Raw genomic sequence first — 22,778 nt, 5'->3', positions numbered from 1 at the left:
GGCGATGCCGCCGCAGACTGCGTGTCTTGCGTGCTGGTCGTCCCGCACCGTCATCGCTGTCCAGGGAGTCCGGAACCGGTCGTAGCCCGTCCCCGAGCGGGTTCGTGTGCCTACGCATGGAGGACGCATGACCACCAACGACACCCTTGCCGCGATCGCCGCCGGTACCCTAACCAACACCAGCGTTCCCGCCAGTGTCAGCGCGCCCGCCCGTAGCGCGCCGGAGTTGACCGACCCGTCGGACGTCGTGCCGCCCCCCCGCCAAGCCATTGCAATGCACGCACAGACCATCGAAGAACAAACCGTTTCCACCTGGATCACCAAGGAAGCCGGCAATCGCAAGATTCCGTTCGAGCCGGAGCGCCTGGAGCGCGCCATCGATCAGATCCATGCCGAGTTCCCGCAGCTGGACGTGGCCGACTACAAGCGTTCGGTGTTCGGCTTTGTCGATCGCAAGGACAGCGTCAATGCCGACGACCTGGTCGACCACCTGATCCGCGAGGCCGAAGCCCGCGTCGATCTGACCACCCCGGAGTGGGAGCATTTTGCTGCGCGTCTGTACCTGCGCCGCCTGTACAAGCGCGCCAGCCGCAACCGCTTCTACGACGCCAGCCAGAAGTACGGCTCGTTCGTTGGCCTACAGGAAAGCCTGGCCGACCGTAATGTCTATTCCAACGACATCCTGCGCCGCTACTCCAAGGACGAGCTGATCGAAGCCGGCAAGATGATCGCGCCCGAGCGCGACACCTTGTTCGCCTACAACGGCCTGTACCTGCTGGCCACCCGTTACCTGGCCACCGACAACTCGCGCGGCGTGTTCGAGCTGCCGCAGGAGCGTTGGCTGACGATTGCGCTGTACCTGATGCAGGACGAGATCGGCACCGGCAAGGGTAGCCGCGAGCGCCGCATGCAGCTGGTGGGCGAGGCCTACTGGGCGCTGTCCAACCTGTACATGACCGTGGCCACACCCACCCTGGCCAATGCCGGCAAGGTCGGCGGCCAGCTGTCGAGCTGCTTCATCGACACCGTCGACGACAGCCTGCAGGGCATCTACGACTCCAACACCGACGTGGCGCGCGTGTCCAAGCACGGCGGCGGCGTGGGCGCGTACCTGGGCTATGTGCGTTCGTCCGGTTCGGCGATCCGCGGCGTGTCCAATTCGTCCGGCGGCGTGGTGCCGTGGATCAAGCAGCTCAACAACACCGCCGTGTCGGTGGATCAGCTGGGCCAGCGCAAGGGCGCCATCGCGGTCTATCTGGACATCTTCCACCGCGACATCGAGTCGTTCCTGGATCTGCGCCTGAACAACGGCGACCAGCGCCTGCGCGCGCACGACGTGTTCACCTCGGTGTGCATCCCGGACCTGTTCATGGAAGCGGTCGAGCGTCGCGGCGACTGGTATCTGTTCGATCCGCATGAGGTCAAGCGGGTCAAGGGCTGGTACCTGCAGGATTTCTACGACGAGAAGAAGGGCGACGCCAACAGCAGCTTCCGTCGCAAGTACGAAGAAGTCGTTGCCGACGAGCGCATCACGCGCAAGACCGTCAAGGCGATCGAAATCTTCAAGCGCATCATGGTCAGCCAGCTGGAAACCGGCAATCCGTTCATGTTCTATCGCGATGAAGTCAATCGCAAGAACCCGAACAAGCACGAGGGCATGGTCTATTCGTCCAACCTGTGCACCGAGATTCTGCAGAACATGAGCCCGACGCGGATGATGCAGGAGATCATCAGCGGCAATCAGATCGTCACCACCAAGAAGGCGGGCGACTTCGTCGTGTGCAACCTGTCCTCGATCAACCTGGGCCGCGCGATCATCGCGCAGGACGACCAGGCCGATCTGCTGGGCGCCGACGTGCTGGAGCGGTTGATCCCGATCCAGGTGCGCATGCTCGACAACGTGATCGATCTCAATCAGCTGCCGGTGCCGCAGGCCACGATCACCAACCAGAAATACCGCGCCATCGGCCTGGGCACCTTCGGTTGGCATCACCTGCTGGCGCAGAAGGCCATCCATTGGAATGCCAAGGAAGCCGAGGATTACAGCGACGAACTGTATGAGCGCATCAACTACCTGACCATCCAGGCGAGCATGGAGCTGGCCAAGGAAAAGGGCACCTACAGCGTGTTCCGCGGCAGCGACTGGCATAACGGCGAGTACTTCCGTGCGCGCGATTACAACAGCCCGCAGTGGCTGGAGTTGTCGGCACAGGTGTCGGTCAATGGCGTGCGCAATGCGTGGATGCTGGCCGTGGCGCCGAACATGAGCACCGCGCAGATCGCCGGCTCCACCGCGTCGATCGATCCGATCTACAGCGCGTTCTACTACGAAGAAAAGAAGGACTTCCGTCGTCCGGTCGCCGCTCCGGGCCTGTCGCTGGAAACCTGGCCGTACTACGAAAAGGGCGCCTACAAGGTCGACCAGTTCGCCAGCGTGCGCCAGAACGCGCGTCGTCAGCGCCATATCGACCAGTCGATCAGCTTCAACTTCTACGTGCCCAGCACCATCCGTGCGAGCACGTTGCTGGATCTGCACATGACCGCCTGGCGCGAAGGCCTGAAGACCACGTATTACGTGCGCTCCAACGACATCGATATCAGTGAGTGCGAGTGGTGTTCGAGCTAAAGCGCATTCGCGCTTTAGCTCCCCATGGTTCGCCTTGCGAACCATGGGCCCCGGCTCATCAGCTCCCACACCCCGCGCCTTCGGCGCGCCCCCTAACTTAGGGGGCTTTCCTCCAGCATGATTTGCTGTCGTCGTTCCGTTTGTACGCGCGACGCCTGAAACAAGAGTAGAGACCCATGTCTGCAACACCGCTTGAACGCATCAAGATTCTGGAGCCGCGTCACCCGAACCGTTCGACCAGCATCATCAATGGTCAGACCTCCGGCATCCTCAACTGGAACGATATTCCGTACCCGTCCTTCTATCGGGCGTACAAGGAGCTGTCGACCAACTTCTGGATCCCCGACGAGGTGGACATGAAGGGCGATGCGCGCCAGTACAACGAGCTGTCGTCGCGCGAAAAGAACGCCTACGATTCGATTATCGGCTTGCTGGCTACGCTGGATTCGCCGCAGACGCGCTTCATCTACAACGTCGCCGAATACATCACCGACCCGGCCGCGCATGCCAATGCCGCAATCATCGGCCAGCAGGAAGTGATCCATAACGAGAGCTACAGCTACGTGCTGGCCTCGATCACCGGCCTGGCCGATCAGAACCGCGTGTTCGAGCTTGCGCGCACGCATCCGACCATCATCAAGCGCAATGCGCCGATCATGGGCGCCTACGACGACTTCCTGCGCGACAAGACCGCCGAAACGCTGATCCGCGCGCTGATCCAGTCCTCGATCCTGGAAGGTATCAACTTCTATTCCGGCTTTGCGTATTTCTACAATCTGGTCCGCCAGAATCGCATGACCGGCACCGGCAAGATCATCAGTTTCATCAACCGCGATGAGCTGGCGCATTCCAAGTTCATCAGCGAGCTGATTCGCGCCATCATCGGCGAGAACCAGGCGCTGCAGGGCGACCAGCTCACCGACTACGTGCACAAGGCGTTCGAGCACGCGATCGATCTGGAAACGGTGTGGACCGCCGAAGTGCTGGACGGCATCGACGGCATCGACGTGGACGAAATGATCCGCTACGTGAAGTACCGCGCCAACAAGATGGCCGGCATGCTCGGCATCGAGAAGCTGTACGAAGGCGCCAACGACAACGTGATGCCTTGGATCAAGGCCTACGCCGACAACTTCACCGAAACCAAGACCGACTTCTTCGAGATGCGCAATGCGTCGTACAAGAAGACCAATTCGGATAATGGGTTCGACGATCTGTAAGTAATCGGGAATAGGGAATCGGGAATGGCAAACGCAGACAGCAGCGCGCTCTTCCGATTCTCCATTCTCCATTCCCTGCTCCCCGCCAAATGAACATCCTGCTGGCACTGGCATCGTTGAGCGGCAATACCCGCGATGTGGCGCGCAGTGTCGCGCTGCACTGCGAGGCGGCCGGGCACACGGTGACCTGGTTGGAAACCGATGTGCAGCGGCTGCAACAGGTGCCGCATGCGCCGGGACAGTACGACTTGTTTCTGTTTGGCAGCTGGACCGACAACGGCGGGCGCACGCCGTCGGAGATGAAACGTTTCATCGTCGAACTGGTCGAAACGCTGGGCAAACCGCCGCGTGTTGCCGTCTTCGGGACGGGCGAAACGCAGTGGGGCGAGGACTACTTTTGCGGTGCGGTGCATCGCATCGCACAGTTTTTCGCCAGCCCGTTTCCGCGCTTGACCATCGAACAGATGCCCCACGGCCAGCGCGACGCGCAGGCCATCGCCACCTGGACCGACGAGGTTCTGGCTCAATGCAAACACGATCCCCATGATGCACACCATTACCGTCACGTCGCCTGAGCACTACACCCAGACCCTGGCCGCGCATCCGCGCGCGCTGGTGGATTTCTACAAGGACAATTGCCCGGGCTGCAAGATGCTCGACATGTCGCTGATCAAGTTCGCCAACAGCGATGCGGCCGAAGGCGTGGCCTTGTTGAAGGTCAAGCTGGAAGTGGTGGGCGAAGAATTTTTTCGCGACCTGGGCCTGCGGCAGACGCCGACTCTGGCGCTGTACCGCGACGGCAGCGAAGTGGCGCGCCTGTCTGGTTTCCAGTCGCCGGCGCAGGTAGAGACCGCGGTCAAGACCAGCCTCTGAACCTGCGTCTGTTCGCAACGCGCCGGCACGCCCTAGCGCTCCTGTAGGAGCGGCCCCGGCCGCGAGGGCATTACCGAGATAAGCCATCGCACCAGCCCGTGCAATGGATGCGCGGTGCACCTGCCTGTAGCTGTCAATCGACGGGCCGCTACGTACAAACCGGATGCCTGTGCCCGCCCATGCGGCATGGCCTGCCCTGCGCGCTCGCGCACGCCGCTGCGCCCATTGCGCCGCTTCCCGGCGCCGCCGCTGCTGCAATCGCGTCTGCACGCATCGACCAACCAGTCCTCTCAACGGAATCCGCCATGTCAGACAGCCCGCAGACGCCACCACCGACCGAAGTGCGCATGGTCGAAATCGTGTTCCCCAACCACACCAATCACATGGGCACGTTGTTCGGCGGGCAGGCGTTGGCGTGGATGGACAAGGCCGCGTTTCTGGCCGCCTCGCGCTATGCGCGGCGTGCGGTGGTGACCGCACGCTCGGATCAGGTGGATTTCAAGCTGCCGATCCGTCAGGGCCAGATGGTGGAAACCATCGCGCGCGTGGTGTCGGTGGGGCGCAGTTCGATCAAGGTGGAAGTGGAGCTGATCGCCGAAGACCTGCTCAGCGGCGCGCGCGAGCTGTGCACACGAGGGCACTTCGTCATGATCGCCCTGGATGCCGATGGCAAGCCGACGATGGTGCCGCCGTTGCCAGCTGCTGGGGCTAAATGATCAAGACCAGCGCGGTCACAGCGTCGCGAGCACCCGTCGGCTGCGAGCGGCGAGGGCGCACGCACCGCAGCGCGCTCCCGGCACTCGCCACCGCCACACCCGCTCGATGATTGCGCAGTTGCCAGATCGCCGCTGCTATTCCTGGACCTCGCGGTCCTCGCGCTTGGTTTCTTCCATCGCTTCGGGTTCCAGTTCTTCGGCGCTGCGATTGAGTTTGACGAACACGCCCCAGGCGATCAGCAACAGCGCAGCGCACAGGCCGACGGCAGCGGCATACGGCAGTTTGGCTGGGTCCTCGTGCATCAGCTCGAAGATCGATACCAGCGTTTCGATCGCCAACGCAATCACGATCACCACGAAGAACCGCGACAGGTAGCGGCGCACGCGGGTGGGGCCACTGACTTTGACGTCGCGCAGGATCTCTTCTTCGAAGATGGTCTGGCCCAGTTCCAGCGTCACCAGCGCCACGGTGAGCAGGCCGATCGCCTCCAGCACCACATTGAAGCGGTCGCGCACCACCATGTCGCCGCCCGGGGTGAAGCCATGCCACAACTCCAAGCCGGCCATCCCCACCAGCCCCGCCGCGCACAGCACGAAAAACGCCAGGATCACGAAGTGACCGGCACGGAACAGGTGGCTGAGCAGCTTCATGGGAGGCTACGCGGGTGATGGGACGCAGAGCATCGTGGGCAACGCGTCGTTGCAGCGCGAAGGCTACGCGAACCCGGCGCGCCCTCATCCGGCGCTTTGCGCCACCTTCTCCCGCGAGCGGGAGAAGGGATGTGCCAGAGCAGCGAGGTGTAGCTCCCGCGTGCGGGAGAAGGGATGTGCCAGAGCAGCGAGGTGTAGCTCCCGCGTGCGGGAGAAGGGACGTACCAGAGTAACGAGGTGTAGTGGAGACGGAGACCATCGGCCCAGTGCCGTGTAGTTACCATCATCCTTGCTCCCCGCTCCCTTCCCCCGCCTGCGGGGGAAGGTGCCCGAAGGGCGGATGGGGGCACGGTCTACACGTAGCCCAGCCGCTCGCACGCACTCCAACAGCCTCAGCTATGCCGCAACACCTGATACGCCTGCAGATGCACATTCGCCGCCATCAGCAGCGGTGCATTGCGACCGGTCTCGCGCACCCGTTTCAGCATGTCGCCAACGATCTGCGCCGCTTCCACATCCTGGCCGGCTTCCAGATCGCGCAGCATCGACGCCTTCAACGGCGAATCCACCTGCAACAAGGTCTGCAAAGCTTTCGCACGCGCCGGCTCGGGAATCGTCTGGCCGGCCGCATCGGCGGCCCATAGGCATTCGTTGTACACGCCGTTGATCAACGCACGCCCATCGTCGGTGGCGACAATCGCGCCGACCGGTGCGCGCATCAGGCAGGTGGCCGCTGCCAGTGCGGTGAGGAAGCTGTATTTATTCCACTGCTCCTGCGCGATCTGCGCGCTGGCCACATGGTCAATACCCGCCTGCGTACACGCTGCGGCAAACGCCTGCACGCGCGCCGAGTCTGCGCTGCCATCGCGCTCGCCAAAGGTGATCGCTGCCGGCTTGCCCAGATGCAGAATCTCGCCGTGTTCGCCCTTGGTGGCGCTGATGAAGCACAGCCCGCCCAGCACCCGCGCCGCGCCGAAGCGCTCGTCCAGCGCCGCGTAATGGCGCAGCCCGTTGAGAATCGGCAGTACCGTGGTGTGTTCGCCCACGGCCGGTGCAATCGCCTCAAGCGCGCTATCCAGGTCGTAGGCCTTGCAGCTGAGGATCACCAGGTCGAACGGCTGCTGCGCCACCAGCGCCGGCAAGGCAGCGGCAGTGACATGCGCCACTTGCAGATCCGCATCGCCCAGCGGGCTGCGGATGCGCAAGCCATCGGCCTGCAACTGCGCCGCGCGCGCATCGCGCACCAGGAAGGTGACGTCCACGCCGGCCTGCGCCAGACGTCCGCCGAAGTAGCCGCCGGTGCCGCCGGCGCCGAGAATGAGCATGCGCATGATGTGATCTGTCCTCAGTCAATCTGGTCTTGTCCTTCCCCCGCAGGCGGGGGAAGGTGCCCGAAGGGCGGATGGGGGGAAGCGCGTCCGCCAGCAACCGGCGTTCCCAATAAAATCCGCGCCCGGCGTTAGCTACGCAACCCCACGCCACGCCGCAGCAGCCACAGCGCCAGCGCGCTGAGTACTGCGACAAAGCCCAGCATCAGCGCGTAGGCCACCCAGATCGGCACGTCGGAGCTGCCGAGCAGGCCGTAGCGGAAGGCGTTGACCATGTAGAAGATCGGGTTGGCATGCGTGGCCGCCTCGGCCCAGCCGGGCAGCAATTTGACCGAATAGAACACACCGCCCAGGTAAGTCAGCGGGGTCAGGATGAAGGTGGGCACGATCGCCACGTCATCGAACTTCTTGGCGTACACCGCGTTGACGAAGCCGGCCAGCGAAAAGATGGTCGCGCCCAGCAGCACGGTGGTCAGCGTCACCAACGGATGCGGGATGCGCACGGGGGTGAAGAACATGGCGATGATCAGCACCAGCGCACCGACCATCACCCCGCGCAGCACCGCGCCGGACACATAACCCCACAGGATTACCCAGTTGGGCATCGGGCTGACCAGCAGTTCTTCCACGTGGCGGCCGAACTTGGCGCCGAAGAAGCTCGATGAAATGTTGCCGTAGCTGTTCTGGATCACGCTCATCATCACCAGGCCGGGCACGATGAACTGCATGTAGGTGTAGCCGCCCATGTCGCCCACGCGCGAGCCGATCAGCCCGCCGAAGATCAAAAAGTACAGCGTCATGGTGATGGCTGGCGGCACCAGGGTCTGGCCCCAGATGCGCAGGATGCGCTGCACTTCGCGGCGCACGATGGTGCCCAGCGCAATCCAGTTGCGTTGGCGGGGTGTTGCGGGAACAGCGGACATCGAAGGCTCCGGGGAACTCATGGGTGACCTGCCGGGCGCACGGGCGCCGCTGTAGCAGGAGCCGGGTCGGCGAGGGTTTCGCCGGGTCCGGTCAGACGAACGAACAATTCTTCCAGCCGGTTGCTCTTGGTACGCATCGAGCGCACCCGGATGCCGGCATCGCCTAGCGCGGCGAACACGCGGTTGAGGTCCATCGCGCGCGGCATGTCCAGATCCAGCGTGTGGCTGTCGATGGCGGTGAGCGTGGTGCCTTCGATCGCCGGCAGCTGAGTAGGCAGGTCACCGTCGATGTCGAACAGGAAGCCTTCCACGTCGAGCTTGGCCAGCAGCTCGCGCATCGGCCCCTGGGTGACGATCTGGCCGTGGTTGATGATGGCCAGGTTGCGGCACAGGTGCTCGGCTTCTTCCAGGTAATGCGTGGTCAGGATGATGGTGGTGCCGGCGGCGTTGATCTCTTTCAGCACGCGCCACATGTCGCGGCGGATCTCGATATCCACGCCGGCGGTTGGTTCGTCCAGGATCAGCAGGCGCGGCTGGGTCATCATCGCGCGGGCGATCATCAACCGCCGTTTCATGCCGCCGGACAGCGTGCGGCTCATCACCTGGGCCTTTTCCCACAGGTGCGCGCGGCGTAGCTCCACTTCGGCCAGGCGCTCGGCTTCTGCACGCGGCATGCCGTAGAAACCAGCGTAGTTGACCAGGATGTCGAAGGGCTTTTCGAACAGGTTGAAGTTGACCTCCTGCGGCACCAGGCCGATCAGCCGCATCGCCTCGCTGCGATGGGCGACCAGATCGGTGCCGAACACTTCCACCTGACCGCCGGACAGATTCACCAGCGAGCTGATGATGCCGATCAGGGTCGATTTGCCGGCGCCGTTGGGGCCGAGCAGGGCGAAGAAATCGCCTGGCGCCACATCCAGCGACACGCCCTTGAGCGCCTGGGTGCCGTTGTCGTAGGTCTTGCGCAGATCGCACACGCGCAGGGCGGGTGCGGTGATCGGAGATGGGGAATTCAAGGTGTTCCTTCGCGTCAGCGTGACGGCGCAGCGAGTTGCAGGCCGTTATTATAGAAGCCCGCGGGGGCAAGCCCCGATCACAGACTGTCCTAAATACGTTCGTGCCTGTTCAATTTCCCCTCAAGCTTGTCGACCGGCGCATGATTGCGCCCACCGTGGCCCACTGCCAGTTCGTGCGTGACGACGGGCAGCCGCTGGATTTCCAGCCCGGGCAGTTCATCCAGATCCACTTCAATGGCGCCGACGGCACCCCGACCAAGCGCAGCTATTCGCTGGCGACCATCCACGACCATGCGCTGGGACCGGGCGAGGCGGTGGATATCGCAGTGAGCTTCGTGCCCGGCGGCTCGGCCACCGCGCTGTTCGAAGGCCTGCAGATCGGCGACCAGTTGCAGGCCAGCGGCCCGTATGGCCGTTTCTGCCTGCCGCCGGGCGATGCCAACCAGCGCTATGTGCTGATCGCCACCGGCACCGGGGTCACCCCGTACCGGTCGATGCTGCCGTTGCTGGCCGAGGCGATCGCCAGCCGTGGCGTGCAGGTGGTCTTGCTGCAGGGCGCGCGCACCCCGGCCGAGCTGCTGTACGGCGAGGATTTCCGCGCGTTTGCCGACGCGCACCCGCAGTTCCGCTACGTGCCGTGCTTGTCGCGCGAGCTGCCTGACTCGCCGCATGCCGATGTGCGGCACGGCTATGTGCAGCAGCACCTGCCCGAATTCGCGCCCGATGCCCAGACCGATATCGCCTATCTCTGCGGCAACCCGGACATGGTGGACACCTGCGTCGAGGCACTGAAGGCCGCCGGTCTGCCGAACGCGCAGATTCGTCGCGAAAAATACGTCAGTCCGCCACCTGCGAAGACCTGAGGACCGCCGGCGCAGCGACGATGGCGCCGGTAACCGCAGGCACGCTGCACCGTCATGCAGCGTGCCTGCGGTTGCGCACGCGCGAGGCTACGCCCGCGCTGTGTGCAGTGGCGGGCGTTGCAGCTCGACGGTGATGTGCACCAGTTCTTCGTGAATCTGCAAGGCGTTGCGCACCGTGTCCGCATCGATGTCTGCGTCAGTCACCAGGCTGAGCACGCAGGCATAGCGATCGCTGCCGACGCGCCACACATGCAGGTCGGCGATGGTGATCGCATGCGGAAGCTCGGCGATGACCTGCTTCACTTCCGCCACCACCGGCGCGTCCATCTCCGCATCCAGCAGCACGCGGCCGGTACTGCGCAGCAGTCCCCACGCCCACACGGTGACCAGCACCGCGCCGACGATACCCATGAGCGGGTCCAGCCACGTCACCCCCCAATGCATGCCGGCGACCAAGGCCACGATCGCCAGCACCGAGGTGGCGGCATCGGCGACCACGTGCAGATACGCGGCACGTAGATTCAGATCGGCGTGACCGTCGTGGTGGTGAGCATGCTCACCATGCGCGTGACCGTGACCATGATGCGCGTGCTCATGCGCATGGCTGTGATCGTGCCCGTGCGCATGCGAGTCGCGTAACCACCACGCGCAGATCAGATTGACCACCAGGCCGATCACCGCGATGACCGTGGCTTCCTGATACTGGACGGGCTGGGGCGAGAACAGCCGTTCCACCGACTGGAAGGCCATCAGGCCGGCTACGCCCAGCAACAGCAGCGCGCTGCTGTAGCCGCCCAGCACCTCGACCTTCCAGGTGCCGAAGGTAAAGCGCGGGTCGGTGGCATGCCGCCGCGCAAAGCGGTAGGCGAACAACGCCAGCCCCAATGCAAGCGCATGCGAGCTCATATGCCAGCCATCGGCGAGCAAGGCCATGGAGTTGAGTGTCCAACCGCCGACGATTTCCACCACCATCATCACCACGGTCAGGATCACGGCCTTGCGGGTGTTGCGCTCGGCCAGCGGGTTGGTGCTGGCAAAGCGGTGCGACTGCGCGCAGTGGGGCGTGGTGTGCGTGATCGACATCGGTGTGAGCTCTGGCTACGATACCCCCGTAGGGTATCTGAGATACCCCCGTGGGGTATAGGGCAATGTCACATCTGAACCACGATAAATCCAAGCTCCTGGCGCGCGTGCGCAGGATCCGCGGGCAGGTGGAAGGGCTTGAGAAAGCCTTGGCGCAGGATGTGGACTGCACCGCGCTGTTGACCCAGGTCGCCGCGTTCCGTGGTGCGGCGCAGGGGTTGATGGTCGAGTTGCTCAGCGAACATCTCAAGCATCACGTGGCCGCGCCGGATGCGCTGGGCGACCGGGAGCTGGCGGTCGACGATGTCGCCGCCATCCTCAAGACCTATCTGAAGTGACGCCGCTGCTGGCCTGATACCGTGCGCGGATTACCTGCACAGCGGCGCCAATCGCAGCATCCATCCCTGCGCGCTGCCAGCCACGGCGATGACGTGACTGGCAACATCGGCGATGCATCGCTCAGCACGGCTGCAAGGTCACCAGCACCACATCGTTGCTACGCATCGGCACATTGACCTTAACCAGGCCATCGGCGCCGACACGGATGCGAGTGTCCTGCTCGGGCGTGTCGCGTGTGGCTTGTTGCAGCTGGGTCAACTGGGTCTGGTTCAAGGCCTTGGGCAGGCCCATGTCGATGTACAGCGACAGCGGGTCGTTACGGCGGTAGCCGGTCTTGCGCACCTGCAAGGTGTAATTGCCTGCGGGCACGTTGGTCATGCGCAACTGCAGCGGTGCGCTCTCGGTGGCGGCCACCAGTTTGGTATAGAACGGCGTATTGCTCACCGCCTGTACCGGCTGCTGCCAATCCCACACCAGCGCGGCGATGCGCTTGCCATCCACCGCTGCCAGCGCATGCGCATCGGGTAGCGGAATTTCGCGGCCCTGCAGCGCGTTCAAATATTTGTAGGCAAACCACGCCGGCTTGCGAATGCCTTCGCGATTCATCAGCCCGAACCCGCCATGGAACGGCGTCGGCGGCGGGCCGGGTTCTTCGAACAGATCGGTATAGGTCCAGTAGCTCATGCCCTGCACCAGCCCTTGCACCTGCTTGAGTTTGGTCAGAATGTAGGGCGCACTGATATAGCTGTCGTGGACATAATCGCGCGGTGTGTAGCTGCTGCTCCACTCAGTGAAATACAGCGGCAACTGCGGAAACGGCGATGCCTTGATCTGCGCATGCACGCGACGCACATCGCCCACGATGGCATCCGGCGATGCGGACAGCTTGACGTCCTGCTTGCCGTCTTCATCGAGAAAACCGCCGTCCACTCCATAGGTATGCGTGGTGACGAAATCGATGGGGAGTGTGTTCTTGGCAACGAAGGCCAGCAGCTCCGGCACCCAGTCCGCGCCAGCAGTGGACGGGCCACCGACGCGCAGCTGCGGATCGATCGCCTTGATGGTGCGCGCGGTGTTGGCATACAGATCGAAGTAGGCCTGCTGGTCGGCATTTTCCCAGAAGTCCTTCAAGTTCGGCTCGTTCCACACCTCGAAATACCACTGCCGTACTTCATCGGCGCCGTAGCGGTCGCGGATGTGCCGCACATACGCATCGATCAACTGGGTCCACTTGGCCGGATCCGGGTGCGAGGTATTGCCCTTCCAGTAGAACAATGTCTGCTCAGAGGTTTTCATCGCGCTTGGGGTAAAGCCCAGCTCGACAAACGGGCGGATACGCTTGGCCAGCAATGCGTCGTACAGCTGGTCCAGCTTGGTCCAGTCGTACACCAGCTTGCCGTCCACTTCTTTGACGGTGCCAAGCGCATCGTGGAAGACATCGTGGAAGCGGATGTAGCGAAATCCCAGTTCCTGCACGGCAGGCACCAGATGCGCTTGCGTCTCGGCGCGGATCAGCGTGCCCGGAAAATCCGAGCCCACCGACAGCGTGGCGAAGCGATCCACCGGCTTGCCGGCGGTGGAGAGATCCACTGCAATGTCGCGCGGTGCGGCGGCGTGCGCCGGCGCCGGTAATGCCGTGCTGCAGGCCAGCGTCATCGCAAGCAAGATGGGTAACCGCATCGTCTCTCCTGATGGTGTGTGCAGCGGCTTATGCAAATGCACGTGCGCGATGACGCGCGCAGGCGTTTTGCTGGTGACCGTCGCCGGGCGCTCAAGAATAACGGAATGCATGTGCTGACTATCGCGGCTAGCCGTGGGATGTTCGTGCGCAGGGATGCGCACAGTCGCGTTCGTTAGCGGTCGCATCGATTGCAGGGGGCGAGCAGTGGCGCCACCATTGCAGCAGCGCGGTGTGATTGTGTGTGAGTGCAGATTGTCTTAGCACGCTTGGCAGAATGAATGCTCAGCAGCGGTGCCGCACATCGGCGCGGCCGCTGCCGGGACCCTGTCGTAGCTGATCGACTTCGCCACAGCGCTTGAGCACCTAAGAGCAGCTAATAAAACCTAGCGAGCAATCGTCGGGGATGTGGATTGCGCGTAGGGACCGGAGTGGACGCGTGTTCCATGCCGCACCGAGCACAGGCCGAACCCGCCTGGCGGTGAGTACAGTCGTTTTGCTAGCTGCGCTACATCATCGCGACCGCCAGCGTGGGCCACTTGGCCAATGCAATCTGGCTGAGTCGGGCGCGCAGCTGCAATCGGCCGTGGTCTTTCGAACGTGGTCTTGACGATGCCAGACATCGTCAAGACCACTGCCCGCACCAACACGTCCGCAGATCTGCTGCTAACCCTGCGGTTCCTCGGCGACTGCGATCGCCCGGTGAACCATCAAGCTATCGACATACTGCTCCATGCTCTGGATCTTGCCGTCCTTGAGCCGATACAGATGCGCGAAGGTTGCGCGCATGAATTTCCCGGTCTTTGCGTAGGTGCCGGAATACGTGCCAAATGCTGCGACGTAGTCCTTGTCGGCCAAGTACGTGTGAACCTCGGCCTTGTAGCCCACCCACTCGGTCGCCAGCCGATGAAACACCTGTTCGAAGACTTCTGCGGGACCGGTATAGGTCCCCGCGTAAGGGAAGCCTGCCGCCTCTGTCCAGGTGGCCTCAGGCGCTAGCGCTGCGGACAGGTGCTTGCCGTTCTCTTCGGAAGAGCCTTCATAGGTTGCCCGGATGATGTCCAGATTGGTCTTCATCGGATCAACCCCACTTCATCTCGCCCTTGGCGACTTTCGCACCGATCTGCAGCGCCGTGCCCATGCCGGCTCCCGGATAGCGCTTGGTCATGGCCTCGATGAGCGCGGCGCTATTGGACGCCTTGCCCAACTCTTCTTCGAATGCCAACAGATAGTCGCGCGTGTAGTGGATCGCCGACACGTCGGTCGCGGCGCCCGGTGCCATATGTCCAGGAATCACCAGCGCCGGTTTGCGGGCCGCCATCGCATCCAGTGTCTTGATCCATGCCTTACGTCCTTCCGCACTCGGCGTGTCGGCCGTCCATACATGCACGCCAGAGAACACCAGCACGCCACCGAAGATTGCATCGAGCGATTTGAGTGCGAGGTAACGGCGGTTGGCCAGGCCGTCTGCATCCACAATGGCGATGGATTGACCTTCCAGCGTGATTGCGTTGCCATCGAATGCGTCCGGCATGACGATGTCTGCAAGTGTCTGCGGCCCGTTCTCCTTGAGCTGGGGGCCCCAGGTTGCAAGCTTTTTCTCGACGCTACGCTTGATGGCCGCAACGGTGGCAGATGCAGCGATGATGCGTGCATCAGGAAACGCGGCCTTGATCGGGCCCAGGCTGAAGTAATAGTCAGGGTCGCTTTGGCTGACGTAAATGGTGGTCAGCGTTTTGCCACCGGCCTTGATTGCATCAGCCAGCGCTTTGCCATCGGGTAGCGTGAAGCCTCCATCGATCAGCACCGCTTCGCGCGCGCCGGAGATCAGGACCGGGGCGCGAAAAAACCCGTTTTCACCCGCGGGAAAATGCTGCAGCTTTAAAGGCGCCTGTGCGGCGATTGCAGTGTTGACGGCGGGGACGGCTGAGGCGATACCTGCCACGGCAATGGTTTTGATGAGCTCTCTGCGTGTCGTCATGGTTCGTTCCTTTTGGAAAGATGCAACGGTGTTTTCAAGCGGCCTGAAGTTGACGTACGAATGCGCTTGGATCGGTATAGGCGGCATGTGCATCGATCTGCCATCGCTTCCCGCCGGATTCTGCGATGAACGTCGGTACGCCTTGGACGCCGAACTCGCGCATCAGTGCTTGCGCACCTTCAATGCGCGTCCGATCCACGGCGAGAAGCTCGGCATCTGCCTGCGCCAGCCGTGTGGCGGCGTCCGCAAGGTGCAGGTCTTCTAGAAGCCTGACCAGCCCGGCAGTGGTGGTCACGTCTTTCCCGTCAACGTAACGGGCCTGTTGAATGGCCGTCAGTGTCGTCAGTTGCTGTGCCGGTGCTACCAGGGAGACAGCGGTCAGCGCCAATGTGGCTGCACCACTGTCGAACTGGTGCTGGCGATCGCCGAGAACCTGCTGGCGATAGCGCTCAGTGAAACGCTGCCCAGTCAGATGTTCGATGCGCTGGTCGTTCGCCCAGGCAAACGCGGCGAATTGATCGTCCATCGTCCGTGCGCCCTTGCCGGCGAACAACCCGGAAGGCTGCAGTTGAACAGCGATGCCAGGTGCGGTGGCCAGTGCGGAAATGGTCGACGCTGCGCCATAGCACCAGCCGCAGAGTGGGTCGAACAGATAGTGCAAAGTGGTGTTCATGCGCTTTCCTTGTGACTGTGGGACCCATCCTAGGGATCGATCATTGATCGATAAATACATACGTGGTAAATGCATCGTATGTTGAAAGCATCCAATCAAATGGGAGACGGACCCGGCGACCTCGGCAATCTCCGCCGCCTGGCGTACTTCGTCGCCGTGGTAGAAACCGGCTCGTTCACCGCTGCGGCCGAGCGTCTGGGCATTACCAAGGCGGTAGTGAGCCAACAAGTGGCTCGACTGGAACGCGAGTTCCGAACCTCTCTGCTGGTGCGCACCACACGTAAAGTGCAAGCCACCGAAGTGGGGCAGGAGTTTTACGCGCGCTGCGCATCGATTCTGCGGGAGGCCGAGCATGCGTTTGACGGCTTGGCCGATCGATCCGCCGAGCCGTCGGGGATGTTGCGGCTCACTGCACCGTTCGACTATGGCGTGGGCGTGGTAGTGCCTGCGATCGCTGCATTCACCAAGCGCTATCCCCTGTGCAAGGTGGATGCGGTGCTCAGCGACCAAACACTGGATTTGATGTCCAGTCATATCGAAGTTGCCATCCGTGTCGGATGGCTGGCCGAAACAAGCGAGCAAGCGCGAAAAATTGGCACCTTCCGCCAGCTGCTTGTCGCTTCCGCATCCATGGCAGCAGAGCTTGCAACGCTCGATAGCCCGGCTGAGATCATCTCGCTGCCCTTTGTCGCCAACACTGCGTTGCGTGATCATTTGCGGTGGACCTTCTCGTCGAATCAGCGACAGACCCAGGTGGTACACGTGCAGGCATCCATTTTTCTGGATGCCACGATGGCGGTACGCGAAGCGGTGTGCCAGGGCGCCGGCTTGTCCGTGCTTCCAGACTATGTAGTTGCAAACGACCTCGCTGCAGGGCGCCTGATTGAAGTACTGCCGCATTGGCGCCTGCCTTCGGGCGGTATCCATGCGGTATTTCCTGCCGCCCGTTATCGCCCGACCAAGGTCCGCGCATTTGTGGACATGCTGGTCGAGCGAGAAGCCTTGCGACAATCTACCCAACGCTAAGTCGCGGTTTTCCAAGTGCGGCCTTGACCGCAGGCGCCACCTCAGTGCCGAGCAAGACGATCGAACGCTGCATGGCCTCCGGCTCCAGCATGGCGGAGCTCATCTGGAAGGTGAGGCGCGCGATACCGCCGAGCGCCTCATTCGCTGCAAGAATCTTCTCGCGCACTGTGTGCGGAGCGCCGATGAGAAAAGCGCCGCCAGGGCCGCACATCGCGTCGAACTGACCGCGTGTGGCGGTCGACCAACCTCGCTCGCGGCCTATCTCGGTAAACATGTGCGCCCAACCTGGGAAAAACGCATTCCGCGCATCGGCATCGGTGTCCCCCACAAAGCCCATGGCATGGATGCCTACCTTGAGCACGTCCGGTGCATGTCCTGCGTTGCGGCCCGCTTCCCGGTACAGGTCGACAAGCGGACGAAAGCGCTCGAAGCTACCACCGATGATCGCAACCATCAGCGGCAAACCCAGGCTGCCCGCGCGGACGAACGATTGCGGCGTGCCGCCAACGCCGAGCCAGATCGGTATCGTCGTCTGGTGCGGCCGCGGAAAGACGCCCTGACCGCTAAGCGGCGGTCTGAAGCGCCCGCGCCAGGTGACCTGAGTGTCGCCACGCAGTTTCAGTAGTAGGTCGAGCTTCTCCGCGAACAGTGCGTCGTAATCCTCCATCGCAAAACCGAACAAGGGATAGGCTTCGGCGAATGAGCCGCGGCCGACGACAATTTCTGCGCGACCCTTGGCGATCAGATCGATCGTCGCGAATTCCTGAAAAACCCGCACTGGATCAGCCGCGCTGAGTACCGTGACGGCGCTTGCGAGCCGGATGCGTTGCGTGCGGGCTGCTGCGGCTGCAAGAATGACAACGGGCGCGGAATCCAGAAACTCCTTGCGGTGATGTTCGCCGATGCCGAACACATCGAGGCCAACGCGGTCGGCAGTTTCCACCTCCGCAAGCAGTGCAGCCATCCGGTCCGTGGGCGACACCATGTGCCCTGTCGCCGGATTGGGGATGGTTGCGGCAAAACTGTCGATTCCGATTTCCATGGAAATTCCTCTCAGTCGAGTTCTACATTGAATTTTCGCTGGTCTCGCCCTTTGTGTATCCCAGGCCACCGCTGGTAAGCCTGTCTTGCTTGCGATCAACGTCAATGCTTGCTGGGAGGCCGCCTACTACTTCGGTCATCTAGGCAAGGCCGCTGTGCCGCCATCGCATACAGCATGACCGTCGAATCACCACACTGTCAGCCACATCGCGTTCTCTGCCATGGGCAGCTTCCTGTGCTGGGTTGCGATTACGATGTGCGTGATGAAAGTCAGTCCAGTTTCCTTGGCGACGGCGGCGAGGCCACATGTAGGGCCCCGCTCAGCAGGTCGAGAGCTGCCTTGATGACGGAAATGCTGGCTACACCTGTCTCTCGGGATGTCTGCCCGACAACCAGGGGTAGCCTGGCGCGCCACCATCAAAGGACTCAAGAGGCTTCGATGCCGCCGATGGCGCAGACCAGGACCCAGTAGGCCGATGGACGTTGTGACGCGCGCCAGCACCGACGTTACGTACCTCAGGCAGCGAGTGCTTGAATCTGCGTGTGGGCCGCGTCGATGGCGGTGACTTTGGAATCGTCGCCCAGCGCAAGACCTTCCGCTCGAATGATGGTGAGGTCAGTCACGCCGATGAAGGCGAGTGCACCACGCAGATAGGTTTCCTGGTGGTCGAGGCTGGCAGCAGGGCTGCTGCCGGTATAGACGCCGCCGCGCGTAGACGCCACAAACGCCCGCTTGCCGTGGACCAGACCTTCTGGACCATTGGGGCCGTACTTGAAGGTGCGTCCTGCGACACTGACGCGGTCGACCCAGCCTTTAAGCTGCGAGGGAATCGAGAAGTTGTACATCGGCGCGCCGATCACGATGATATCGGCGGCAAACAGCTCGTCCAGATAAGCGCTGCCGGTGGCTAGATCCTGGCCGAGCGCCGGGCTACCGACTTCCCCGCCTTGATAGACAGCCAGATGCGCACCGGACAGATGCATGGCCGCATCGACAACGAGATCGCGCCGAATCACGCGTGTGTCGGGATGCAGCGCTTGCTGCCTGGCGACGATGGCAGCCGTCAACGCGCGGCTCACGGAGTACGCGCCAAGAATGCTGGAGTCGATATGCAAAATGGTGGTCATGGGTCGATCCTTTGGCCGCGAGGTTGCGGCAATGGTGAGAAAAAAAGCTTTAGATCTTGCTGAACTTTGTCGATCAACATCGGCGGCAGGCGCTTCGAACACGCCGCGCTCTTTGGTGCCGCACAACGCTGTTTACCCGGCTCGCTTCAGAGCCATACGGCTTCTAGCCAACAGGAGCGTGCAACACGGCGCGCAAACCACCACCTGTCAGGTGACAGCGCGCCACGCGGCGTGTGACGGCTAAGCATCACGGCGTTCTCCCAAGTAGGCGAGCGGCGTTCTGGCGGTAGATCGCCGGACGCGATAGCCCGGTGACCTCCATGGCTTCAAGCGCCGCGCTGAATGTGTCGAGGCCGACGTCCGGTGTCATCGGGAAATCGGTCCCGAACAGGATGCGCTCAGGATCTGCCACCTGCGCAAGCGCGGCAAACGTCGCCGCGCCCGCCGCCAGCGCGGTGTCGTAATAGAAGGCGCGAAATGCCTGCGCCGGGTCGCCGATCCGGTCGATGACACCCGGCATCATCTGCAAGCTGAGCGCGATACGCGGGAACAGGAACGGCAGCGTACCGCCTGCATGCGACAGAATGAAACGGATCCCGGGAAAGCGCGACAGCACTCCGGCAATGATCAGGCTGGTAGCGGTGCGCGTGGTTTCGAACGGAAATTCCAGAACGGACGCCGGCGCCACGACAGGCAAACTGTAGGACGGCTCGTTCGGATGAATCAGCACCACCGCGCTACGGCGGTTTAGTTCTTCCCATAATGGGGTGAAGCGCTCGTCGCCAAGGTACGCGCCTTCATAGCTTGTGAAAACGATGAAACCGTCGGCCTTGAGCGTCTCCATGGCGTAGGCGACTTCCGCGAGGCTTGCGTCCAGGTCCGGCAATGGCAGGCTGGCAAATGCGCCGAAACGGCCTGGATAGTTCTGGCGTAGATCGGCCGCGGCCTCGTTGCAGCCACGCGCGATCGTTCCCTGACGGTCCGTCATCGGGACCGACGACACCGACAAGATGCCTTCGGCGATGCCAGCGGCATCCATCATTGCGATTGCTTTGTCAGGCGACCACTCGGGTGCGCGCTTGTTCGGCATCTGAGCTGCAAGGACATCCATGCCGACCGCGTCGATATAGACCTTTGGGAAGAAGTGCTGGTGGGTGTCGATCTTGTTGAATGACATGGCGGTTCCCTGGTGTATGCCGCGACACGAGATGGTAGAAATGTCGTCGCGGCCTGGCGTTGAGCATTTGAAGGTTCGCCGCCTGATCGGTGACGAGTGCGCGCTTCTCAGGAAATCTTGTACTGCCCGCCATCCACCGGAAGCGCCTGGCCAGTAATGAACGCTGCATCATCGCTGGTGAGAAAGCACACGGAGCCCGCAATATCCTCCGGCTCGGCAAAGCGCTTGATCGCCTGGTGCTGCCAGGTCTGACGTTTCTCTTCCTCTGGCATGTCTTGCGTCAGGCGCGTGTTGGTGATGGACGGAAGTACGGCATTGACAGTGATGCCGGAATCGGCGACATCGTTAGCCAACCCCCGCACGAAGCCGATGACTCCCATCTTCGAGGCCATGTAGTGACTCATGCCGGGGATGGCGAGCCCGATGGAGTTGGACGATATATTGACGAAGCGGCCCCAGTTGTTCTTCCGCATCTGCGGCACGAACTGTTTGGCGCTCAGAAAGTGCGCGTCGAGATTGATGGAGAAGGTCCTTTTCCATTGCTCCCAGTCCAACTCGTCGATAGGCTTCGGACTGCCGATGCCCGCATTATTCACAACAATGTCGGTGCGGCCGAAGCGCTGTTGAACGTGTTGGTCGATGCGCTCCCAATCCGCAGCGCTCGTGACATCGCCGGTAACGATCAGGCTATCGCCGGCGAGCATGCCAGCGGTGTCGTGTGCTTGCTCGATATCTACCAACACCAGCCGCGCGCCATGCGCGGCGAGTTTGACTGCAATGGCTTGACCAATCCCGCGGGCAGCGCCTGTCACGATGGCAACGCGGCCATCGTGACTCGATTTCGTCGGTTTCATGTTGGGTTCCTTGAACGCAAATCTTCAGTGCGCACTACAAGCGCAGCCAGCGGCGCGGTGCTTTCGCACTACGATCAGAATGGGTATTGCTCTTCGTTCTTGCTGTGACGGGCGTTGATCCAGATCGTATCGGTGAAATCATTCATGCAATCCGGCCCGGTGCGACCCCACCCGCTATCGCGCACGCCACCCATCGGCACATGCGCCTCATCGTTCACCGTTGCGGTATTGACGTTGACCACGCCGGCCTGGATCCGCGGTGCCAGTTCCAGGCCACGGTAGGTGTCGCCACTCAGGATCGATGCAACCAGGCCATAAGAAGTACGGTTTGCCACCGTGACAGCATCTTCGACCGTATCAACGGGTTCGACGATCACCACCGGACCGAAGGTCTCCTCATTGGAGATGGTCGCCGCATAGGGAACATTGGTCAGGATGGTCGGTTGATAGACCTGGCCCTCAAATGTCCCGCCCGTTTCGATTCGCGCGCCCATCGCGACGGCTTCCTGGACACCTTTGTGGACTTTCTCGATCGCAGCCTTGTTGATCAGCGGCCCGATCAGCGTGGCAGGATTGGACGGGTCGCCCATGGGGAGCTGACGGGCGCGCTGGATGAACTTTTCAAGGAATTCATCGTGCAGCTCGCGTGCAATGATGATCTTGCGCGTGTTCATGCAGATCTGTCCTTGATGGAAGAATGCTCCGAACGTTGCGGTGCGCACCGCAAAATCCACATTCACATCGTCCAGTACGATCAGCGGGTTGTAGCCGCCCAATTCCAGCACGGTACGCTTTAGCGTGCGCCCGGCACGCTCGGCGAGTATCCGCGCAGTCTGTACGCCGCCGATTAAATTGATACCACGCACATGTGCCGATGCGAATACTGCATCGGAGATCACGCCGGCGCCGCCAGGCGCATGCGGCACGACGTTGATGACACCGGGAGGAAAGCCGGCTTCTTCGGTAATGCGCGCAACCATCAGTCCTGCCGAAACCGGCGCGAATTCCGATGGTTTGATAATGACCGTATTGCCTGCAGCAAGCGGCCCAAGCGCCGCACGCCAGGACAGGATATTGGCCCCATTCCAGGGAGTGAAGCAGGCGATGACGCCGAGCGGGCGACGGATGCTGAAGGACAGGCGACCGGCGACATCGCTCGGAAAGGTCTCGCCCTTGGGGTTGTAGATCCAGCCCGCCGCCGCTTCCAGATTTTGGACGACCAGGCTTTGCTGGAAGCGTGCAAAGGAAATGGTGCTACCTGTTTCACGCGACAAGACATCTGCGATTTCTTCCGAGCGTTGCCGATAGATGGCGGCTGCCTTCAGAAACAACGCGGCCTTCTTGGCAGGCGGCATCGCTGCCCAGGCCGGAAAGGCCTGCTGGGCTGCTTCGATGGCAGCATTCGCTTCATCCGCGCCACAGTTGGCAACATGCGACATCAGCTTGCCGCTGTAAGGCTCGAACACATCGAAGGTGGCCTTGCCGGACGACTGTTTCCATTGGCCACCGGAAAAGTAGCCGTGATTTTGAATTGTGCTCATTTCACACCTTTATCGGGTTGGTCAGATGCTTGAATGCGGAC

At 62.2% G+C, this 22,778-nt stretch carries 22 protein-coding genes and 1 other RNA gene; 8 read left to right on the top strand and 15 right to left on the bottom strand.

Annotated elements, in window-relative coordinates:
• Window positions 1–127: 127 nt before the first annotated feature.
• The 5 genes from ABQZ00_RS21130 (at window position 128) to ABQZ00_RS21110 (ending at window position 5,435) form a co-directional block, all read left to right on the top strand.
• The gene (locus tag ABQZ00_RS21130) at window positions 128–2,626 is read left to right on the top strand and encodes a ribonucleoside-diphosphate reductase subunit alpha (protein ID WP_055847057.1); all 2,499 of its coding nucleotides are present in this window, start codon (window positions 128–130) and stop codon (window positions 2,624–2,626) included.
• Between the two features lie 176 nt (window positions 2,627–2,802).
• Window positions 2,803–3,846 (top strand): ribonucleotide-diphosphate reductase subunit beta, encoded by a 1,044-nt coding sequence (locus ABQZ00_RS21125; protein WP_115514209.1) that lies wholly within the window; start codon window positions 2,803–2,805, stop codon window positions 3,844–3,846.
• Window positions 3,847–3,935: 89 nt separating this feature from the next.
• Complete coding sequence (locus ABQZ00_RS21120) at window positions 3,936–4,421, top strand: flavodoxin (RefSeq protein ID WP_323538976.1); 486 nt, start codon at window positions 3,936–3,938, stop codon at window positions 4,419–4,421.
• Entirely contained in the window at window positions 4,393–4,719 is a 327-nt protein-coding gene (locus ABQZ00_RS21115) for a thioredoxin family protein (protein ID WP_323538975.1), read from the top strand. The genes ABQZ00_RS21120 and ABQZ00_RS21115 overlap by 29 nt, the downstream gene beginning before the upstream one ends.
• A 305-nt stretch (window positions 4,720–5,024) precedes the next feature.
• Complete coding sequence (locus tag ABQZ00_RS21110) at window positions 5,025–5,435, top strand: acyl-CoA thioesterase (protein ID WP_323538974.1); 411 nt, start codon at window positions 5,025–5,027, stop codon at window positions 5,433–5,435.
• A 135-nt stretch (window positions 5,436–5,570) separates the two neighbouring features.
• Here the strand turns inward: ABQZ00_RS21110 and ABQZ00_RS21105 are convergent, their stop codons facing one another.
• The 4 genes from ABQZ00_RS21105 to ABQZ00_RS21090 form a co-directional block, all read right to left on the bottom strand.
• Window positions 5,571–6,086 carry a hypothetical protein gene (locus tag ABQZ00_RS21105; RefSeq protein WP_055847079.1) on the bottom strand — a complete coding sequence of 172 codons (516 nt, stop codon included), beginning with the start codon at window positions 6,084–6,086 and terminating at the stop codon, window positions 5,571–5,573.
• A gap of 392 nt (window positions 6,087–6,478) precedes the next feature.
• Complete coding sequence (gene panE, locus ABQZ00_RS21100) at window positions 6,479–7,417, bottom strand: 2-dehydropantoate 2-reductase (RefSeq protein ID WP_323538973.1); 939 nt, start codon at window positions 7,415–7,417, stop codon at window positions 6,479–6,481.
• A 128-nt stretch (window positions 7,418–7,545) separates the two neighbouring features.
• The gene (locus tag ABQZ00_RS21095) at window positions 7,546–8,358 is read right to left on the bottom strand and encodes an ABC transporter permease (protein ID WP_323538972.1); all 813 of its coding nucleotides are present in this window, start codon (window positions 8,356–8,358) and stop codon (window positions 7,546–7,548) included.
• Complete coding sequence (locus tag ABQZ00_RS21090; protein ID WP_115529432.1) at window positions 8,355–9,353, bottom strand: ABC transporter ATP-binding protein; 999 nt, start codon at window positions 9,351–9,353, stop codon at window positions 8,355–8,357. The genes ABQZ00_RS21095 and ABQZ00_RS21090 overlap by 4 nt, the downstream gene beginning before the upstream one ends.
• Window positions 9,354–9,388: 35 nt before the next feature.
• Here ABQZ00_RS21090 and ABQZ00_RS21085 point away from each other — a divergent pair, with 35 nt between their 5' ends.
• The gene (locus ABQZ00_RS21085; protein ID WP_323538971.1) at window positions 9,389–10,216 is read left to right on the top strand and encodes a ferredoxin--NADP reductase; all 828 of its coding nucleotides are present in this window, start codon (window positions 9,389–9,391) and stop codon (window positions 10,214–10,216) included.
• Between the two features lie 87 nt (window positions 10,217–10,303).
• Here ABQZ00_RS21085 and dmeF read toward each other — a convergent pair whose 3' ends face one another.
• Window positions 10,304–11,299, bottom strand: coding sequence for a CDF family Co(II)/Ni(II) efflux transporter DmeF (gene dmeF, locus ABQZ00_RS21080; protein WP_323538970.1), 996 nt, complete (start codon window positions 11,297–11,299; stop codon window positions 10,304–10,306).
• A 65-nt stretch (window positions 11,300–11,364) separates the two neighbouring features.
• Between dmeF and ABQZ00_RS21075 the strand changes: the two genes are divergently transcribed.
• Window positions 11,365–11,637, top strand: a complete 273-nt coding sequence (locus tag ABQZ00_RS21075; RefSeq protein WP_055847097.1) for a metal/formaldehyde-sensitive transcriptional repressor — start codon at window positions 11,365–11,367, stop codon at window positions 11,635–11,637.
• 121 nt (window positions 11,638–11,758) lie between these two features.
• On the opposite strand, the gene ABQZ00_RS21070 is transcribed toward ABQZ00_RS21075, so the two are convergent.
• The 5 genes from ABQZ00_RS21070 to ABQZ00_RS21050 all read right to left on the bottom strand — a co-directional run bounded on the left by ABQZ00_RS21070 (window position 11,759) and on the right by ABQZ00_RS21050 (window position 15,970).
• On the bottom strand, window positions 11,759–13,318 hold the full coding sequence (locus ABQZ00_RS21070; protein ID WP_323538969.1) for a GH39 family glycosyl hydrolase: 1,560 nt from the start codon (window positions 13,316–13,318) through the stop codon (window positions 11,759–11,761).
• A gap of 372 nt (window positions 13,319–13,690) precedes the next feature.
• A non-coding RNA gene (locus tag ABQZ00_RS21065) (sX9 sRNA) lies at window positions 13,691–13,764 on the bottom strand.
• Window positions 13,765–13,982: 218 nt separating this feature from the next.
• Window positions 13,983–14,393: a nuclear transport factor 2 family protein gene (locus ABQZ00_RS21060; RefSeq protein WP_311239340.1), complete on the bottom strand. Its 411-nt coding sequence runs from the start codon at window positions 14,391–14,393 to the stop codon at window positions 13,983–13,985.
• Window positions 14,394–14,397: 4 nt separating this feature from the next.
• Window positions 14,398–15,390: an MBL fold metallo-hydrolase gene (locus ABQZ00_RS21055; RefSeq protein ID WP_323538968.1), complete on the bottom strand. Its 993-nt coding sequence runs from the start codon at window positions 15,388–15,390 to the stop codon at window positions 14,398–14,400.
• Window positions 15,332–15,970 (bottom strand): DsbA family protein, encoded by a 639-nt coding sequence (locus ABQZ00_RS21050; RefSeq protein ID WP_323538967.1) that lies wholly within the window; start codon window positions 15,968–15,970, stop codon window positions 15,332–15,334. Before ABQZ00_RS21050 ends, ABQZ00_RS21055 begins: the two co-directional genes overlap by 59 nt.
• An 81-nt stretch (window positions 15,971–16,051) precedes the next feature.
• Between ABQZ00_RS21050 and ABQZ00_RS21045 the strand changes: the two genes are divergently transcribed.
• On the top strand, window positions 16,052–16,996 hold the full coding sequence (locus tag ABQZ00_RS21045; RefSeq protein ID WP_323538966.1) for a LysR family transcriptional regulator: 945 nt from the start codon (window positions 16,052–16,054) through the stop codon (window positions 16,994–16,996).
• Here the strand turns inward: ABQZ00_RS21045 and ABQZ00_RS21040 are convergent.
• The 5 genes from ABQZ00_RS21040 to ABQZ00_RS21020 form a co-directional block, all read right to left on the bottom strand.
• Window positions 16,983–18,038, bottom strand: a complete 1,056-nt coding sequence (locus ABQZ00_RS21040; RefSeq protein WP_323538965.1) for an LLM class flavin-dependent oxidoreductase — start codon at window positions 18,036–18,038, stop codon at window positions 16,983–16,985. The two genes, ABQZ00_RS21045 and ABQZ00_RS21040, sit on opposite strands and share 14 nt — an antisense overlap.
• Window positions 18,039–18,553: 515 nt before the next feature.
• Window positions 18,554–19,165 carry an FMN-dependent NADH-azoreductase gene (locus tag ABQZ00_RS21035; protein ID WP_349777724.1) on the bottom strand — a complete coding sequence of 204 codons (612 nt, stop codon included), beginning with the start codon at window positions 19,163–19,165 and terminating at the stop codon, window positions 18,554–18,556.
• Between the two features lie 247 nt (window positions 19,166–19,412).
• On the bottom strand, window positions 19,413–20,342 hold the full coding sequence (locus ABQZ00_RS21030) for an amidohydrolase family protein (protein WP_323538963.1): 930 nt from the start codon (window positions 20,340–20,342) through the stop codon (window positions 19,413–19,415).
• Window positions 20,343–20,449: 107 nt separating this feature from the next.
• Complete coding sequence (locus ABQZ00_RS21025) at window positions 20,450–21,196, bottom strand: SDR family NAD(P)-dependent oxidoreductase (RefSeq protein WP_323538962.1); 747 nt, start codon at window positions 21,194–21,196, stop codon at window positions 20,450–20,452.
• A gap of 74 nt (window positions 21,197–21,270) precedes the next feature.
• The gene (locus ABQZ00_RS21020; RefSeq protein WP_323538961.1) at window positions 21,271–22,737 is read right to left on the bottom strand and encodes an aldehyde dehydrogenase family protein; all 1,467 of its coding nucleotides are present in this window, start codon (window positions 22,735–22,737) and stop codon (window positions 21,271–21,273) included.
• Window positions 22,738–22,778 lie beyond the last annotated feature (41 nt).

It is taken from the genome of Xanthomonas sp. WHRI 10204 (assembly GCF_040202875.1).
In the GTDB taxonomy this organism is placed as follows: domain Bacteria; phylum Pseudomonadota; class Gammaproteobacteria; order Xanthomonadales; family Xanthomonadaceae; genus Xanthomonas.
Note: the sequence above shows the minus strand (reverse complement) of the source record. Positions and strands in the feature narration are given on the sequence as shown.

Bases quoted from the DNA above. Each gene is read 5' to 3' on its own strand.
- ABQZ00_RS21130 (WP_055847057.1), top strand. From the start codon at position 128: ATGACCACCAACGACACCCTTGCCGCGATCGCCGCCGGTACCCTAACC.
- ABQZ00_RS21125 (WP_115514209.1), top strand. From the start codon at position 2,803: ATGTCTGCAACACCGCTTGAACGCATCAAGATTCTGGAGCCGCGTCAC.
- ABQZ00_RS21120 (WP_323538976.1), top strand. From the start codon at position 3,936: ATGAACATCCTGCTGGCACTGGCATCGTTGAGCGGCAATACCCGCGAT.
- ABQZ00_RS21115 (WP_323538975.1), top strand. From the start codon at position 4,393: ATGCACACCATTACCGTCACGTCGCCTGAGCACTACACCCAGACCCTG.
- ABQZ00_RS21110 (WP_323538974.1), top strand. From the start codon at position 5,025: ATGTCAGACAGCCCGCAGACGCCACCACCGACCGAAGTGCGCATGGTC.
- ABQZ00_RS21105 (WP_055847079.1), bottom strand. From the start codon at position 6,086: ATGAAGCTGCTCAGCCACCTGTTCCGTGCCGGTCACTTCGTGATCCTG.
- panE (WP_323538973.1), bottom strand. From the start codon at position 7,417: ATGCGCATGCTCATTCTCGGCGCCGGCGGCACCGGCGGCTACTTCGGC.
- ABQZ00_RS21095 (WP_323538972.1), bottom strand. From the start codon at position 8,358: ATGAGTTCCCCGGAGCCTTCGATGTCCGCTGTTCCCGCAACACCCCGC.
- dmeF (WP_323538970.1), bottom strand. From the start codon at position 11,299: ATGTCGATCACGCACACCACGCCCCACTGCGCGCAGTCGCACCGCTTT.
- ABQZ00_RS21075 (WP_055847097.1), top strand. From the start codon at position 11,365: ATGTCACATCTGAACCACGATAAATCCAAGCTCCTGGCGCGCGTGCGC.
- ABQZ00_RS21070 (WP_323538969.1), bottom strand. From the start codon at position 13,318: ATGCGGTTACCCATCTTGCTTGCGATGACGCTGGCCTGCAGCACGGCA.
- ABQZ00_RS21060 (WP_311239340.1), bottom strand. From the start codon at position 14,393: ATGAAGACCAATCTGGACATCATCCGGGCAACCTATGAAGGCTCTTCC.
- ABQZ00_RS21055 (WP_323538968.1), bottom strand. From the start codon at position 15,390: ATGCACATGCCGCCTATACCGATCCAAGCGCATTCGTACGTCAACTTC.
- ABQZ00_RS21050 (WP_323538967.1), bottom strand. From the start codon at position 15,970: ATGAACACCACTTTGCACTATCTGTTCGACCCACTCTGCGGCTGGTGC.
- ABQZ00_RS21040 (WP_323538965.1), bottom strand. From the start codon at position 18,038: ATGGAAATCGGAATCGACAGTTTTGCCGCAACCATCCCCAATCCGGCG.
- ABQZ00_RS21035 (WP_349777724.1), bottom strand. From the start codon at position 19,165: ATGACCACCATTTTGCATATCGACTCCAGCATTCTTGGCGCGTACTCC.
- ABQZ00_RS21030 (WP_323538963.1), bottom strand. From the start codon at position 20,342: ATGTCATTCAACAAGATCGACACCCACCAGCACTTCTTCCCAAAGGTC.
- ABQZ00_RS21025 (WP_323538962.1), bottom strand. From the start codon at position 21,196: ATGAAACCGACGAAATCGAGTCACGATGGCCGCGTTGCCATCGTGACA.
- ABQZ00_RS21020 (WP_323538961.1), bottom strand. From the start codon at position 22,737: ATGAGCACAATTCAAAATCACGGCTACTTTTCCGGTGGCCAATGGAAA.